This is a genomic window from Streptomyces sp. WAC04114, assembly GCF_019733245.1.
In the GTDB taxonomy this organism is placed as follows: Bacteria; Actinomycetota; Actinomycetes; order Streptomycetales; family Streptomycetaceae; genus Streptomyces; species Streptomyces massasporeus_A.
Genome location: NZ_JAIGQA010000202.1, coordinates 1 through 13,549, shown reverse-complemented (window position 1 = coordinate 13,549; position 13,549 = coordinate 1). Strand labels below are relative to the sequence as shown.

Genomic DNA, 13,549 nt, shown 5'->3' with positions numbered 1-13,549 from the left:
GGCCCCCTCCTGTCTTCATGGGGCCCTTCCGCCCCTCAGGCCCCTCGGACAACAGGTCCCGGACGGAGCCGTACCGCTTGCACATGGTGTCCACGAAGACGGAGCCGGCCGAGTCCGGATCGCCGTCGTGCACGTGGCGCGTCAGCGTGGCACCGCGGACGTCCAGGGCCCGCACTTGGTCCCCGCCGTCCAGGAACCCCATTGAATAGACGCGACGACTAGTCTAGTCTCCAGATTAGACGCAACGGTAAGTCTCGGCATGCGCCGCGCCTTTCCGCACTCAACCGCTCACGAGAGGCCACTTCAGTGGGGAACTCGACCGTCCGCGCCGTCGACCGGACCGGCGCTCCAGAGAGGGCACGCGGCGGCGGCCTCGCCGTGTTCAGCGTGGCCTTCGCCTTCTGGATCACCATGGCGGGCACCACCGCACCCACCCCGCTCTACCCGCTGTACGGCGAGGAGTTCGGCTTCACACCGTTCACCGTGACCGTCGTCTTCGCCGTCTACGCGCTCGGCGTCGTCCTCGGGCTGCTGGTCTTCGGCCGGCTCTCGGACCAGGTGGGACGCCGTCCCGTCCTGGTCGCGGCCACCCTGCTGTCCGTGGTGGCCGCGGTGGTGTTCCTGCTGGCCCAGAGCGTCGCCGCGATGCTCGTCGCCCGGGTCGTGTCCGGCTTCTCCGCGGCCCTGGTGACCGGCGCCGCCACCGCATCCCTCACCGAGCGGCTCGGGCAGCACAGCCGCATCAAGCCCGCCACCCTCGCGTTGTTCGCGAACATGGGCGGCCTCGCCTGCGGCACGCTGATCGCGGGGATCCTGGCGGACCTCGCGCCCTCCCCGCTGCGCACCCCCTGGGTCGTCATGCTCGTCCTCGCCGCCATCGGCACGCTCGGTGTCCTGGTGAACGGGGAGAGCTCCACCCACCGTTCCGGCTTCTCGCTGCAGGTCCAGCCGCTGCACGTCCCCGCCGAGATCCGCTCGGACTTCCTGCGCTCCGCGATGGCGGCGGGCGCGGGCTTCGCCGTGCTCGGCGTCCTGACCGCCGTGACGGGCCTGTTCCTGGGGACGGTGCTGCACGAGTCCAGCCACGCCCTCACCGGACTCGTGGTCTTCATCGCCTTCGCCTGCACCGCCCTCGGCCAGCTTCTCGTCCGCACCCTCAAGCCCGCCACCGCCCTGCCCGCCTCGTGCCTGGGCCTGATCGTCGCGGCCGGTCTGATCGCCGCCGCGATGGCCACCCGCACCCTGGCCCCTCTGCTGGTCGGTGCCGCGGTCAACGGACTGGCGACGGGCATCGCCGTCGGTCACGGCATCGGCGGCATCACCACGCGCAGCGCCCCCCAGCACCGGGGCGCCTCGGTCTCCACCTTCTTCGCCATCCTGTACTCGATGCTGGCGGTGCCCGCGATCGGTGTGGGCGTCCTGATCCGCGAGACCAGCCTGCGCCCGGCCGGCGAGACGTTCAGCGCGGTGGTCGCCGCGCTCTCCCTCGGCGTCCTGCTCAGCCTGGTGCGGACCGGCCGGAAGGCCGCCTGAGCGGGCCTGCCGTGAACCGTTTCACGGCGGACCCGCTGTGCCAGAATCACAGCGACGGACACGATGCGAAGGGTTGACGGAACCATCAGCGCCACGCGGAAACCACCACCGGCCTGCGAGAAGACCACGGTCGTCAGCCGAACCGGCCCACGCCGCAGCGAGAGCGTCCGGCTCGCGGTGCTGCACGCCGCGGACGACCTCCTGGTCGAGCGGGGCTTCGCCGCCCTGACCATCGAGGGCATCGCCCAGCGCGCGGGGGTGGCCAAGCAGACGATCTACCGCTGGTGGAAGTCGAAGGTCGACATCCTCCTCGACACCCTCACCGACGACGCCCGCGAGGCCCTGGAGTGGCGCGCGGACGAAAGCCGCGGCGTCGAGGAGGCCCTCACCTCCCACCTGCAGCGGGTGGCCGACTTCTTCGAGGAGCCCGCCGGCCAGGTGCTCTTGGCCCTCCTGGGCCACGCCCAGCTGGACAGCGATACGGCCGCGTCGCTGCGGGCCGGGTTCCTGAAGGAGCAGCGGGAACGCGACATTGCCGGCCTGCGGGATCTCCTCGCCCGCGACCAGGACCTGGCCTTCGACGACCGCGCCCTCGACCACCTCGTGGATCTGCTGCTCGGTCCGCTGTACTACCGGGTCCTGGTCTCCGGATCCCCCATCGACAGGGAACTGGTGGAAACGACGTCCCGTCTCGTCCTCGCGCTCGCCCGCGAGCCGTCGACCCGGAACCCCTGACCTCGGACCGGCCTGAGTGACTGGCCCCCGACGCGTGTCGTCGGGGGCCACTCGCGCGCGACGATCAGTGCAGGCTGATGCAACCGCTCCTGATCCCCTCGATAACCGCTTCGGTTCGTGATGCCGCGCCCAGCTTGATGAAAATCGAGTGCAGATGGACCTTGACGGTGCGTTCAGAAATCCCTAGCAGTCGGGCGACCATCCTGTTGGAGTTCCCCTCCTTTATCCCGTTCAGGACCTGACGCTCCCGCGGCGTGAGTGTCGATACCGTTCTGGCCGCCACACGATCCGACACCGCCTGCTCGGGCTCCAGAGTAGCCACTAATCCCTCGGACGTTGGACGGGATGCGCGAGACATGTACTTCCCCCTGCCATGCATGGTCATCACCCATCAAGACGTGCACGTGAGCGCCATTGTTCACGCAGCAGCGTCTTCAACGATTACTCGTCGCGAAAACAGTATATGGGCGCCACCGAAAACCGTGGATTAAACGTGGGTTACTTCACACATAAAAGTTGCATCCTAAACTTCCCCTCACCCAACCTCCCGAGCAGCCGGAAGCGAGCATTCCACCCAAAGAAAATGCGTGTTGCATGCATTGCACTGGATAAAGTGTCGAACGATCAATAAAGTGGAACCCGCAGACGGAATACCGAATCCGCCTCGCTCCCATCATTCGTTTTCCCTGCCGGGGGGGTGAGCCGGTGCTCGTCGAGCGAGTACGGCGAAAGAACCACTTACTCCATCCGGTCGGCTGCCTGGTCTTCTCCTGCGGCGCCTACCTCTTCATCCACTCCGACCTGGGCACCGATCCGCTCGACGTGTTCTCCCTCGGCCTGGTACGGCACCTGCCCGTCACGGTGGGCGTCTCGCAGACCCTGGTGGCGGTGGTCTGCCTCGCCGTCGTGGCGGCCTGGACCCGGGAGAGGCCGCTGGTGGCCCCCCCCTGTTCACCTTCTTCTTCTGCGGCAGTGTGATCGACCTGCTCCGCTGGTCGGACCCCGCCCGCGCCCTGCCGATTCCGTCGGCGGGACTGCTCGCGTGCGCGGTGCCGCTGTGCGCGTACGGGTCGGCGCTCATCATCATGAGCGGCTTCGGAATCCGCGCCATCGATGTACTCGCCCTCGCCATGACCAGCCGGTGGCGCTGGCCCTTCTGGACGGCGAAAGGGCTCATCGAAACCTCTCTGATGATCTCCGGATTTTTTATGGGGGGCCCTCTCGGGATCGGCACGGTGTGTTTCCTTGTGGGCGTCGACCTGCTCATCCAGCCACTCATGGCGGCGCATTACAAGGCCTTCCGCATTCCCCACCCAGCAATCCCAGAAAGGTCAGCCAAGACCGCACGCTTACCCCACGAAAAGGACGCTGAAGAATGTCTTCCTCTCTGTCTTCCCCGCAGATTCGAGCAGCGCTCGACGCGATCGCATCCGAACAGCAGCGAGTGGACGCCGTCGAACAGCCGAAGCTTCTCGAAAACATCAGGAATCGCACCACTCCATGGACACCGGAAGAATTAGTGGAAGCGTGCGCCGGCGGCTATTATGCGGCGCCGGCGGACATCGGTCGAATGCTTTACGCATGGGTGCGCGCCATGCGTCCGGATACCGTCTTCGAGTTCGGCACCTCCTACGGTTTCACCGCCATCCATATCGCGGCGGCGCTCCGGGACAACGGTTCGGGAAAGCTGTACACCGTGGATCTCCACGAAGGAAAGTGCGCGGCGGCCCGGGACCATCTGAAATCCGCGGGCGTGGCCCGGTACGCCGAGGTGATCGAGGGTGAGGCGGTGGAGGTGATGTCGTCGTTCCCCGAGCGGATCGACCTCCTCTACCTGGACGGCTGGGCGGACTTCTATCTCGACGTCGTCCGCGCCGCCGAGCCCCGGTTGCGCCCCGGCGCGCTGGTGCACGCGGACGACACCGCGAAGTTCGCGGCCGCCGCCCTGCCCTACCTCGACCACGTCCGCGCCCCCGCCAACGGCTACGTCTCCGTCGCCGTGGCCGACGGGCAGGGGCTGGAACTGTCCACCTTCACGGGCACGTCCGGACGGACCGGCTCATGAGCGCCTCCCCGTCCGCCCGCCCGGCTCGGCGGTCCGCCGCCGCGCCGGGCGGAGCCCGCCCCGGCTCGCGGGCGGCCGTCGCCACGCTCGGCATGTGCGTCATGCTGGTGTTCGGTCTCGGAGCCGGTGTGAACCTGGCGGTCGGCCGGCTGGCCACCAGCGCACTGCACCCGACGCCGACCGAGGTGCTGTGGATCGTCGACAGCTATCTGATCGTCTTCGGGTGCCTGCTGATTCCGAGCGGAGCCATCGGTGACCACTTCGGGCGAAAGGGCGCACTGCTCACCGGCCTGGCCCTGATGGTCGCGGGGTCTCTCGGATCCGCCGTTTCCCCGACGGTCGCCCTGCTGCTCGTCGCCCGGGCGGTGACCGGGGCCGGGGCCGCCCTCATTCTGCCCAACAGCCTTCCACTTCTCACCGGTTGCTATCCGCCCGACAAACGCGGTCACGCCGTCGCGCTGTGGACCGCATTGAGCGGGGGCGGCGGTGTGGCGGGCAACATCGTGGGCGGTGCCGTTCTCCAGTTCTTCGACTGGCAGGCCCTGTTCGCGGTCGCCGCTCCTCTCGCCGCGCTCGCAATCGTCGTGGCGGCGAAGTCCCTGCCACGAGTCGAACGCCATCAACACTCCATGGACGCGGGTGGGGTGTTCCTCCTCGTCGTCGCCGTCTTCGGCGTGCTGTTCGGCATCATCGAGGGGCCCGAACTCGGCTGGGCCTCACCCGCCGTTCTGCTGAGCTTCGCCGCGGGCGCGCTGTTTCTCGCGCTTTTCCCCCGGTACGAACTGCGTCGGGAACAGCCGTTGCTGAATCCCCGGGTATTCCGCCATTCCGGAATGCGCGCCGGAACCCTCGGCATCATCGTGTCCTTCGTCGCGATGTACTCCGTCTTCTTTCTCAACGGCCAGTACCTGATGAACGTCAAGGAATATCCGGCCGTCCTGGCGGGCCTGGGCACGGCACCGCTGGCCGTCGTCATCTTCCTGGTCTCGACGCGGGCCGCCCGGCTGGCCGACCGGTACGGCGCGCGGCCCGTCATCGGCTGCGGGCTGCTCGTGGTCGTCGTGGGCCTTTGGCTCTTCTCACTGTGCGGCCCCGGCACCGCCTACGTGCTGTACGCCGGGTGCATCGTCGTGGTCGGGGTCGGGTCGGGGCTGTCCAACCCACCGCTGTCCCAGGCCATCGTCGGCTCGGTGCCCGCGCATCAGGCGGGCGTCGGTTCGGGCGTCAACAGCTTCAGCCGGGAGATCGGCGGAGCGCTCGGGTTCGCCGTGTTCGGCACGCTGCTCAACGCGCGGTTCACCGAGGCCCTCCCGGCCGGGCTGCGGCACCTGAAGGGGACGTCCGGAGGACAGGCGCTGGGCACGGCCCTGCGCGGGGCGGAGCGCTCCGGGCCCGCCGCGGCCCGCCTCTCGGCGCAGATACGGGAGGCGTTCACCACGGGAATGGCCGAGTCGTTGCGGTTGATCGGCCTCCTGTTGCTGGTGGCGGCGCTCCTGGTCATAGCGTGGCTACGTCCCCACGCCGGAGAGCCGACCACGTCCCAGGAGAAGCATTGAGCCCCACCGGTGTCCACGACCCCGGCCAGGACGGTGACTGGGCGGGCACGCTGCCCGGCGCCCTGGCGTCCCATGTGGACATGCGGCTGTTGCCCGCCCTGGACGCCCTGTTGCAGGAGGGAAGCGTCACCGGGGCGGCCGAGCGGCTGGCGCTGTCCCCGCCCGCCATGAGCCGTGCGCTGTCCAAGATCCGGCGCGCGCTCGGCGACCCCGTGCTGGTGCGGGCCGGGCGCGGTCTGGTCCCCACGCCGAGGGCGCTGGAGCTCCAGCCCAAGGTGCGGGCCCTGATGCGGGAGGCCGAAGCCCTCCTCGCCCCGAGCCGGCAGGAGGACATCTCGCAGGTCAGCAGGACCCTGACCATCGTCGCGGACGAGGCCTATGCCGCGGTGCTGGCTCCGGCGCTGCTGAACCGGGCGAGCGCGGAGGTGCCGCTCGCCCGGTTCACGTTCACGGTGGAGAGCAGCCACGGCAGCGCGCCGCTGCGGGAGGGCGCCGTGGACATCGAGGTGGGGATCATCGACGAGTGCAGTCCGGAACTGCGCGTCGAGCCGCTCTTCGAGGACCGGTTCGTCGGAGTGGCGCGATCCGGACATCCTCTGCTGGCCGCGGCGGTGAGCGCGCAGGCGTTCACCTCGGTCCGGCACGTCAGCGTCTCTCGCAAGGGCCGTATGACGGGCCCGATCGACGGCGCGCTGCACGCGCGGGGTCTGCGACGGGACGTCATCGCCTCCGTGCCGAACTACGGTGAGGCGTTGCTGATGATCGCGTCGAGCGACCTGGTGACCGCGATGCCCCACTCGCTCGCCGCCAGCGCGCGGCAGTCCGTGGGCATCGAGCTGTTCGACCTTCCGGTGGAGACCGACCCCATCCACATCTGCCTGGCCTGGCACCCCCGCCACGAGACCGAGCCCGTGCACGTGTGGCTGCGGCACGCCGTCCGCGCCGCGCTCACCCGGTCGGCGCCCCCGGCCCGGCCAGGTGGACGGCGCTCAGGCCTGCCCGCCGGTCAGGAAGCGGACCGGGCCGTCGAGCAGGACGTCGACGGCCGACGGTGACTGCGGCGGCCCCGCCCCGTCGCCGGGACCGCCCGGTTCCACGGCGGCACCGACGACCGCGCCCATCAGGAGCCGGGCTGCGAGCCGGGGAGCGATGCCGCCGCGCACGTCGCCCTGCGCCACGGCCCGCTCGTACAGATCGGCCAGCCGCCGCACCACCTCGGCACGGCACATGGCGTCGGGGGCCGGCGGGCCGGACTCGCCGGCCAGTCCCCAGAACAGGGCGTACCGGACCGGGCCGACCGCCGCCGCGCCGGCCAGCCCGCGCAGCAGCCCGGTGAGTTCGTCGACGGGCGGGCCCGTCCCGGCCGCGCTCGCGGCCAGCAGCGCCCGCACGTCCGCGCGGACCGGCCCGGTGATCGCGCGCAGCAACTCGGCCTTGCCCGTCACGTGGCGGTACAGCGCCGCCTTGGTGAAGCCGAGGCGGGCGGCGATGTCGCTCATGCTCGTCGCGTCGTAGCCCCGCTCGTGGAACAAGGCCGTCGCGGCCGTGAGGACGTCCTCACGGCCGCGACGGCGGCGGGGCGACGGTGTCGCAGTCCTGGTCGGTGGCGGGTTCACCGCGGTGACCGCCCGCGGCACATCTCCAGCAGCGCCTCGGCGACGCCCGCTCCGCCCTCCCCCAATCCCTCGGCGTACCGGCCCCGGATGGAGACCTCACGGCCGGAGTCGACGTGGGAGCCGCCGCTTCCGGTACGGATCCGCTGGATCTCCCGGGAAGTCTCCAGCCGTTGCTTGAGCGTGCCGATGAGGAAGCGGTCCAGGGCGTCGATCTGTTCACGCAGCCGGGCGATGTCCCCGGACGTGGGCCCCGTAGAGCCGTCTGCTTCGGAGGTGATCTCGGTGTCCATCCTCTTACTCCGTTCGTAGGACGGGACAGGGGCCGCCGAGGGGTACGACCCGAGGGACCTCAGCCCGGGCAGGCGCAGCCGCAGCAGGCCGACGGCGCGTGCGGTCGCGGGCCGGTCGGTGCCGCCCGGGCAGTCGGCGAACAGGACCGATCCGCCGCGCCCGTCGGACACGGCCCGCAGGGAGACGGCCCGCAGGAAGGGATGGCGACGCAGGCCGTCCAGCAGCCCGTCGACGTCATCCGGCGGGCCCGGGAGACGCCCGACCAGCGACGTGCGGTCGGCACGGGCCGGATGCAGGGTGCCCGGTCCGCCGGGGCGCGCGCACAGCAGGAACCGGGTGGCCGCGCCGGCGGTGTCCTGTATCCCGGTGAACAGGACCTGGAGACCGTAGGGGGCGGCGGTGAAGTCACCGGCCACGGCGGCGTCGCACTCCCCGTCCCTGACCCGGCGCGCGGCCTCGGCGTTGGACGGCGCCGGGATCCACCGCGCCCGCGGCACGCGCCTGCCGAGCCATCCCGCGACCTGCGTCCCGGCGTGCGGATGGCCGCTCACCGTGCCCACCCGCACGAGGGGCGTGCCCGGGCGGACCAGCAGGGCGAAATCGACGGGGAACACGACCTCCCTGAGCACGGTCAGTGCGGGTGACTCCGCGAGCGCGCGCACCGTGTCCGCGACGACGCCGGCCACCGTGTTGTGCACGGGCAGCATCGCCGCGTCCACGGCGCCCCGGCACACCAGGGCCAGGGCGTCCGCGGCGGTGGCGGCCGGTGCCAGCGCAGAGCCCGCGGCCTCCGGGAGCGAGCGCAGGGCCAGCTCGGTGAAGGTGCCCTCCGGGCCCAGATAGGCGAACCGCCGCTCCGGGTAAGGGAGTCGACCCGACGCGGGCCGCGCCGGGTTGTCCGGTACCGGCGTCCTCATGTCACGCGCTGGCCAGAGCGGCGTCCATGGTGCTCGCCACCGCGCTCTTGGCCCGCCGCAGTTCCTTGTCCTCCAGCAGCCCGGGGGCGAACGCGGCCGCGTCGATGGTGACGGTGGCCGCGACCCGTCCGGCCTGCTCCACCTCCACCGTGGTGCGGAAGGTGAGCCGGCTGGGTTCCGACACCTCGGACTCGTCCACCGTCAGCCGCAAGGTGGCGCCGACGGGGAAGAGGAAGTTGGAGAAGGTGGTGTTCATCGAGTTGAGGACGATGTAGTAGCGCTGCTGCGGCCAACGGGCCGTGAAGTAGCGCTCCACCACCGCGACGAGCATCTGGCGGGCCGCCTCCACGGCCACCATGCCCTGTACGTGCACGCGGTCCTGGACGTCCACGAGCAGTTCGTTGTGGTCGTGCAGGCGCAGAGCGGCCTCGTACGTGGTGTCGTCGGCCTGGGTGAGTCCGGCGACCAGCACGTTGTCCTCGCGCGCCTTGTGCAGGTCCTGGCGGCGGGCGGGCTGCCCGGTGGAGTGCAGCAGCACGATCCGGTCGTCCAGCTGCCGCCTGGTGACGGCGTCCTGGAGGTAGGAGATCTCGAACTCCCCGATCCCCTGGCCGGCGACCACGTGCACCGGCCCCTCGACGGTGTCCAGGTCGCCCGCGTCGAGCGAACGGGCCAGGCGCGAGAACGTCTCGGCGCCGACGGCCTCGGCGAAGTCGCGGAACCGGTCGCCGACGACGAGTCGGGAGGTGGCTGAGCTGCTCATGAACATGCCTCCTGGCGGGGGAAGGCCGCGGTCATGGGGAGCCGCGGAAGTGCATTCAGCGTGAAGTCCCCGAAATGGGCTCGCCAGTCGCCTGTTGGGAGTAGGTACGAGGTACTAGCCGTATCGGCCGACTGCCGTCGCCGCGGCGCGGCGCGAATGCTGGTGCGGGGTCGCCGGCTCCCGGCCGCGGGTGTGCGCACGGGAGTCACGGCCCCTGTCCCCGCGGCCGAAGGAGCCTCACCCACATGTCAGTTCTTGATCCGCCGGGCGTCGCCGAGGACGACGTGACGGCCATGCTGCCCGCCTCGCGACCCCTGAGCCTCATCGACGGCCCGGACGGCGAACGGGCCCTGGACGACTCGGTCCTGCTGGAGCTGTACCGGCAGCTGGTACGGGGACGTCGCTACAACGAGCAGGCGACGGCGCTGACCAAGCAGGGCAGGCTGGCGGTCTATCCGTCCACCACGGGGCAGGAGGCCTGCGAGGTGGGCGCCGTCCTGGCCCTCGACCGCCAGGACTGGATCTTTCCCACGTACCGGGACACCCTGGCGCTGCTGGTGCGGGGCCTCGACCCCGTGGAGGTGCTGACCCTGCTGAGGGGGGACTGGCACAACGGATACGACCCCACCGCCCTGCGGGTCGCACCGCTGTGCACCCCGCTGGCCACCCAGACCCTGCACGCGGTGGGCCTGGGACGCGCGGCGCGGCTGCGCGGGGACGATCTGGCCGTCCTCGCGATGACCGGCGACGGTGGCACCAGCGAGGGCGACTTCCACGAGGCCCTGAACTTCGCGGCCGTCAGCCGCGCCCCCGTCGTCTTCCTGGTGCAGAACAACGGCTACGCGATCTCCGTCCCGATCGACAAGCAGTCCGCCGCCCCCAGCCTCGCCCACAAGGCGATCGGTTACGGCATGCCGGGCGTGCTGGTCGACGGGAACGACGCGGCTGCGGTCTACCGGACCGTACGGCAGGCCGCCCGGCGGGCTCGCGAGGGCGGCGGGCCGACTCTCGTGGAGGCGGTGACGTACCGCCTCGACGCGCACACCAACGCCGACGACGCGACCCGCTACCGCGACGCGGCCGAGGTGGAGTCCTGGCGTCGCCGGGACCCCGTCGACCGCATGGAGCGGCACCTGCGGGAGCGCGGACTGCTGGACGACGCCGGGGTGGACCGGGTCCGGCGGGAGGCGGAGGAGATGGCCGCGGACCTGCGCGCCCGCCTCTCCGTGGACCCGTCCCCCGACGCCCTGGACCTGTTCGAGCACGTCTACGCCCGGCGTACCCCCCAGCTCGACGAACAACGTGCGCTGCTGGCATCCGAGTTGGCGGCGGGCGCTGCCGCCGGCGGCAGCGACTCAGAGGAGGCAGGACAGTGACCGCCACCATGGACGACGTCACCGGCGCGTCCCCCGGCGCCGGGCCGGCCCCCGAGCAAGTGACCATGTCTCGGGCGCTCAACCGGGCCCTGCGCGACGCCCTGGCCGACGACGACCGGGTCCATCTGATGGGCGAGGACATCGGCACGCTGGGCGGCGTCTTCCGCGTCACCGACGGCCTGGCCTCCGAGTTCGGGGACGACAGGGTCGCCGACACCCCGCTCGCCGAGGCGGGCATCCTGGGCACCGCCGTCGGTATGGCCATGTACGGGCTGCGTCCCGTCGTGGAGATGCAGTTCGACGCCTTCGCGTATCCCGCGTTCGAGCAACTCGTCAGCCACGTCGCCAAGATGCGCAACCGGACGCGCGGCAAGCTGCCCATGCCGATCACCGTCCGCATCCCCTACGGCGGCGGGATCGGCGGCGTGGAGCACCACAGCGACGCCTCGGAGGCGTACTACACGCACACGCCCGGTCTCCACGTGGTCGCGCCGGCCACCGTCCCTGACGCCTACGGCCTGCTGCGCGCGGCCATCGCCTCGGACGATCCGGTCGTCTTCCTGGAGCCCAAGCGGCTGTACTGGTCCAAGGGCGACCTCGGCCGCTCGGCCGCCCCGCCCGAGCTGGGCCGGGCCGCGGTGCGCCGGAGCGGCTCCTCCGCCACCCTCATCACGTACGGCCCCTCCCTGCCGGTCTGTCTGGACGCGGCGGAGGCTGCGGCGGCCGAGGGCTGGGACCTGGAGGTCGTGGACCTGCGCACCCTGGTGCCCTTCGACGACGAGGCGGTGTGCGCGAGTGTCCGGCGCACCGGCCGGGCCGTCGTGGTCCACGAGGCCCAGGGGTTCGCCGGTTTCGGCGCCGAGATCGCCGCGCGGGTCACCGAGCGCTGCTTCCACCATCTGGAGGCTCCCGTGCTGCGGGTCACCGGGTTCGACATCCCGTACCCGCCACCCATGCTGGAGCACCACCATCTCCCGGACGTCGACCGGATCCTCGACGCCGTCGCACGACTCCAATGGCAGGACGGCGTTCACGGGGAGGGCGCATGACCACGGGCAGCCAGGAGTTCACCCTGCCCGACCTGGGTGAGGGCCTCACGGAGGCGGAGATCGTACGGTGGCTCGTCGCCGAGGGCGACTCCGTCTCCGTGGACCAGCCGGTCGTCGAGGTGGAGACGGCCAAGGCCGTGGTGGAGGTGCCGTGCCCGTACGAGGGTGTCGTCACCCGCCTGTGGGGACGGGAGGGCGAGAGCCTCGACGTGGGGCGACCGCTCCTGTCGATCGGCGCGCGGCCCGCACCGGCGGCCGACGCCGCACCGGCGGCCGACGCCGCACCGGCGGACCACTCCGGGAACGTACTGGTCGGTTACGGGACCTCCGCGCCCGCGGCCCGCCGCCGCCGGCTCGCGGCTCCCGCTCGCGTGCCCGGCACCGTCGGCGTTCCGGCCCGACTGAACGCGACCGGCGGGCAACCGATCCCGGTGATCTCCCCGCTGGTGCGCAGGCTGGCCAGGGAGCGCGGCCTGGACCTGCGCACAGTCCGGGGCAGCGGACCGGGCGGACTCGTCCTGCGCCGGGACGTCGAGGCGCCCCGGGAGCCGTCCCCGGTGCACACCGGCCGGGCCGAGGACATGCCCGCGTCGCCGTCGTCGCCTCAGGCACACCGCGTACCGGAAGCCGTGCGCATGCCCTTGCGGGGTGCGCGCCGCACGATGGCGGACAAGCTGGCGCGCAGCCGCCGCGAGATCCCCGACGCCACCACCTGGGTGGACGTGGACGCCACCCGGCTGCTGGACGCCAAGCGGCACCTCGCGGCACCGGACGAGGAGCGGATCTCCCTCCTCGCCCTCCTGGCGCGGGTCTGCGTCGCGGCGCTCGCCCGGTACCCGGAACTCAACGCCACCGTGGACGCCGACCGCCAAGAGATCGTCCGGCTCCCGTCGGTCCATGTCGGCTTCGCCGCGCAGACCGAACGCGGCCTGGTCGTACCGGTGATCAGGGACGCGGACCGGAAGAAGCTCCCGGAGCTGTCGGCCGAGATCGGCCGTCTCACCGCCCGCGCCCGGGAGGGGACGCTGACTCCCGCTGAGCTGTCCGGGGGGACCTTCACCCTGAACAACTACGGGGTCTTCGGTGTCGACGGTTCGACACCGATCATCAACCACCCGGAGGCGGCGATGCTCGGTGTGGGCCGGATCCTGCCCCGCCCCTGGGTCGTCGACGGCGAGTTGACCGTCCGCAGCCTGTGCCAGTTGTCCCTCACCTTCGACCACCGAGTCTGTGACGGCGGTGCGGCGGGCGGCTTCCTGCGCCACGTCGCCGACCTGGTCGAACAGCCCGCGGGACTTCTCCGGTTGCTGTGAGGAGGGGAGCGGCCCCCGCGTGAGGCATCGACACCCTCACGCGAGGGGCCGCGACGGCCTCAAGTCGACTGCGTCCAGGGCGGCTTGGGTGACCTCTTCGGGGGTCCGGCCGTCGGAGGCGACCACGGCCGTGGCGACCTCCTCGTACAGGTGGCGGCGGGCCTCCATGAGCTCGCGCCACTGCTTGCGCGGATTGACCGCGAGCAGCGGGCGGGCCGTGTTGAGGCCGGTGCGCTTGACCGCCTCCTCGACGTCCATCGACAGGTACGCCACCCGCTGCCCGGCGAGCAGCGCGCGCGTGCCGGCGTCGAGGATCGCGCCGCCGCCCAGGGCCA

The 13,549-nt window shown here is 71.4% G+C and carries 15 protein-coding genes and 1 pseudogene; 10 read left to right on the top strand and 6 right to left on the bottom strand.

The window, feature by feature from the left end:
- Window positions 1-202: pseudogene (locus tag K4G64_RS33895) on the bottom strand (hypothetical protein); the annotation flags it as partial.
- Between the two features lie 104 nt (window positions 203-306).
- On the opposite strand from K4G64_RS33895, the gene K4G64_RS33890 reads away from it, so the two are divergent.
- Window positions 307-1,533 carry an MFS transporter gene (locus tag K4G64_RS33890; RefSeq protein WP_308122564.1) on the top strand — a complete coding sequence of 409 codons (1,227 nt, stop codon included), beginning with the start codon at window positions 307-309 and terminating at the stop codon, window positions 1,531-1,533.
- A gap of 63 nt (window positions 1,534-1,596) precedes the next feature.
- Window positions 1,597-2,268 (top strand): TetR/AcrR family transcriptional regulator, encoded by a 672-nt coding sequence (locus tag K4G64_RS33885; protein ID WP_221759743.1) that lies wholly within the window; start codon window positions 1,597-1,599, stop codon window positions 2,266-2,268.
- A gap of 64 nt (window positions 2,269-2,332) precedes the next feature.
- Here the strand turns inward: K4G64_RS33885 and K4G64_RS33880 are convergent, their stop codons facing one another.
- Complete coding sequence (locus K4G64_RS33880) at window positions 2,333-2,590, bottom strand: response regulator transcription factor (protein WP_221759742.1); 258 nt, start codon at window positions 2,588-2,590, stop codon at window positions 2,333-2,335.
- Window positions 2,591-2,973: 383 nt separating this feature from the next.
- On the opposite strand from K4G64_RS33880, the gene K4G64_RS33875 reads away from it, so the two are divergent.
- The 5 genes from K4G64_RS33875 to K4G64_RS33855 are packed head-to-tail and all read left to right on the top strand — an operon-like array spanning window position 2,974 to window position 6,944.
- Window positions 2,974-3,246: a hypothetical protein gene (locus tag K4G64_RS33875; protein WP_221759741.1), complete on the top strand. Its 273-nt coding sequence runs from the start codon at window positions 2,974-2,976 to the stop codon at window positions 3,244-3,246.
- Window positions 3,243-3,788 (top strand): hypothetical protein, encoded by a 546-nt coding sequence (locus tag K4G64_RS33870; protein WP_221759740.1) that lies wholly within the window; start codon window positions 3,243-3,245, stop codon window positions 3,786-3,788. Before K4G64_RS33875 ends, K4G64_RS33870 begins: the two co-directional genes overlap by 4 nt.
- Window positions 3,713-4,333 carry a class I SAM-dependent methyltransferase gene (locus tag K4G64_RS33865; RefSeq protein ID WP_308122565.1) on the top strand — a complete coding sequence of 207 codons (621 nt, stop codon included), beginning with the start codon at window positions 3,713-3,715 and terminating at the stop codon, window positions 4,331-4,333. The genes K4G64_RS33870 and K4G64_RS33865 overlap by 76 nt, the downstream gene beginning before the upstream one ends.
- Window positions 4,330-5,889 (top strand): MFS transporter, encoded by a 1,560-nt coding sequence (locus tag K4G64_RS33860; RefSeq protein ID WP_221759738.1) that lies wholly within the window; start codon window positions 4,330-4,332, stop codon window positions 5,887-5,889. Before K4G64_RS33865 ends, K4G64_RS33860 begins: the two co-directional genes overlap by 4 nt.
- Window positions 5,886-6,944 (top strand): LysR family transcriptional regulator, encoded by a 1,059-nt coding sequence (locus tag K4G64_RS33855; protein ID WP_221759737.1) that lies wholly within the window; start codon window positions 5,886-5,888, stop codon window positions 6,942-6,944. The genes K4G64_RS33860 and K4G64_RS33855 overlap by 4 nt, the downstream gene beginning before the upstream one ends.
- Here K4G64_RS33855 and K4G64_RS33850 read toward each other — a convergent pair.
- Genes K4G64_RS33850 through K4G64_RS33840 form a run of 3 tightly spaced genes read right to left on the bottom strand, consistent with a single transcriptional unit; the run spans window position 6,879 to window position 9,476 of the window.
- On the bottom strand, window positions 6,879-7,505 hold the full coding sequence (locus tag K4G64_RS33850) for a TetR/AcrR family transcriptional regulator (RefSeq protein WP_221759736.1): 627 nt from the start codon (window positions 7,503-7,505) through the stop codon (window positions 6,879-6,881). The genes K4G64_RS33855 and K4G64_RS33850 overlap by 66 nt on opposite strands.
- Window positions 7,502-8,713, bottom strand: coding sequence for a chorismate mutase (locus K4G64_RS33845; RefSeq protein WP_221759735.1), 1,212 nt, complete (start codon window positions 8,711-8,713; stop codon window positions 7,502-7,504). Before K4G64_RS33845 ends, K4G64_RS33850 begins: the two co-directional genes overlap by 4 nt.
- A 1-nt stretch (window position 8,714) precedes the next feature.
- Window positions 8,715-9,476, bottom strand: coding sequence for an AfsA-related hotdog domain-containing protein (locus K4G64_RS33840; RefSeq protein WP_221759734.1), 762 nt, complete (start codon window positions 9,474-9,476; stop codon window positions 8,715-8,717).
- 245 nt (window positions 9,477-9,721) lie between these two features.
- Between K4G64_RS33840 and pdhA the strand changes: the two genes are divergently transcribed.
- The 3 genes from pdhA to K4G64_RS33825 are packed head-to-tail and all read left to right on the top strand — an operon-like array spanning window position 9,722 to window position 13,214.
- Window positions 9,722-10,852: a pyruvate dehydrogenase (acetyl-transferring) E1 component subunit alpha gene (gene pdhA / locus K4G64_RS33835; RefSeq protein WP_221759733.1), complete on the top strand. Its 1,131-nt coding sequence runs from the start codon at window positions 9,722-9,724 to the stop codon at window positions 10,850-10,852.
- Between the two features lie 8 nt (window positions 10,853-10,860).
- A complete protein-coding gene (locus K4G64_RS33830; protein ID WP_221759744.1) occupies window positions 10,861-11,901 on the top strand; it encodes an alpha-ketoacid dehydrogenase subunit beta in 1,041 nt (346 codons plus the stop codon).
- Entirely contained in the window at window positions 11,898-13,214 is a 1,317-nt protein-coding gene (locus K4G64_RS33825; protein ID WP_221759732.1) for a dihydrolipoamide acetyltransferase family protein, read from the top strand. Before K4G64_RS33830 ends, K4G64_RS33825 begins: the two co-directional genes overlap by 4 nt.
- A gap of 36 nt (window positions 13,215-13,250) precedes the next feature.
- Here K4G64_RS33825 and K4G64_RS33820 read toward each other — a convergent pair.
- On the bottom strand, window positions 13,251-13,549 hold a 299-nt coding region (locus K4G64_RS33820; protein WP_308122563.1), incomplete at its 5' end, for a shikimate kinase.

Coding starts and splice junctions, on each gene's coding strand:
- K4G64_RS33825 (WP_221759732.1), top strand. CDS start 11,898: ATGACCACGGGCAGCCAGGAGTTCACCCTGCCCGACCTGGGTGAGGGC.
- K4G64_RS33885 (WP_221759743.1), top strand. CDS start 1,597: ATGCGAAGGGTTGACGGAACCATCAGCGCCACGCGGAAACCACCACCG.
- K4G64_RS33840 (WP_221759734.1), bottom strand. CDS start 9,476: ATGAGCAGCTCAGCCACCTCCCGACTCGTCGTCGGCGACCGGTTCCGC.
- K4G64_RS33860 (WP_221759738.1), top strand. CDS start 4,330: ATGAGCGCCTCCCCGTCCGCCCGCCCGGCTCGGCGGTCCGCCGCCGCG.
- pdhA (WP_221759733.1), top strand. CDS start 9,722: ATGTCAGTTCTTGATCCGCCGGGCGTCGCCGAGGACGACGTGACGGCC.
- K4G64_RS33845 (WP_221759735.1), bottom strand. CDS start 8,713: ATGAGGACGCCGGTACCGGACAACCCGGCGCGGCCCGCGTCGGGTCGA.
- K4G64_RS33830 (WP_221759744.1), top strand. CDS start 10,861: ATGGACGACGTCACCGGCGCGTCCCCCGGCGCCGGGCCGGCCCCCGAG.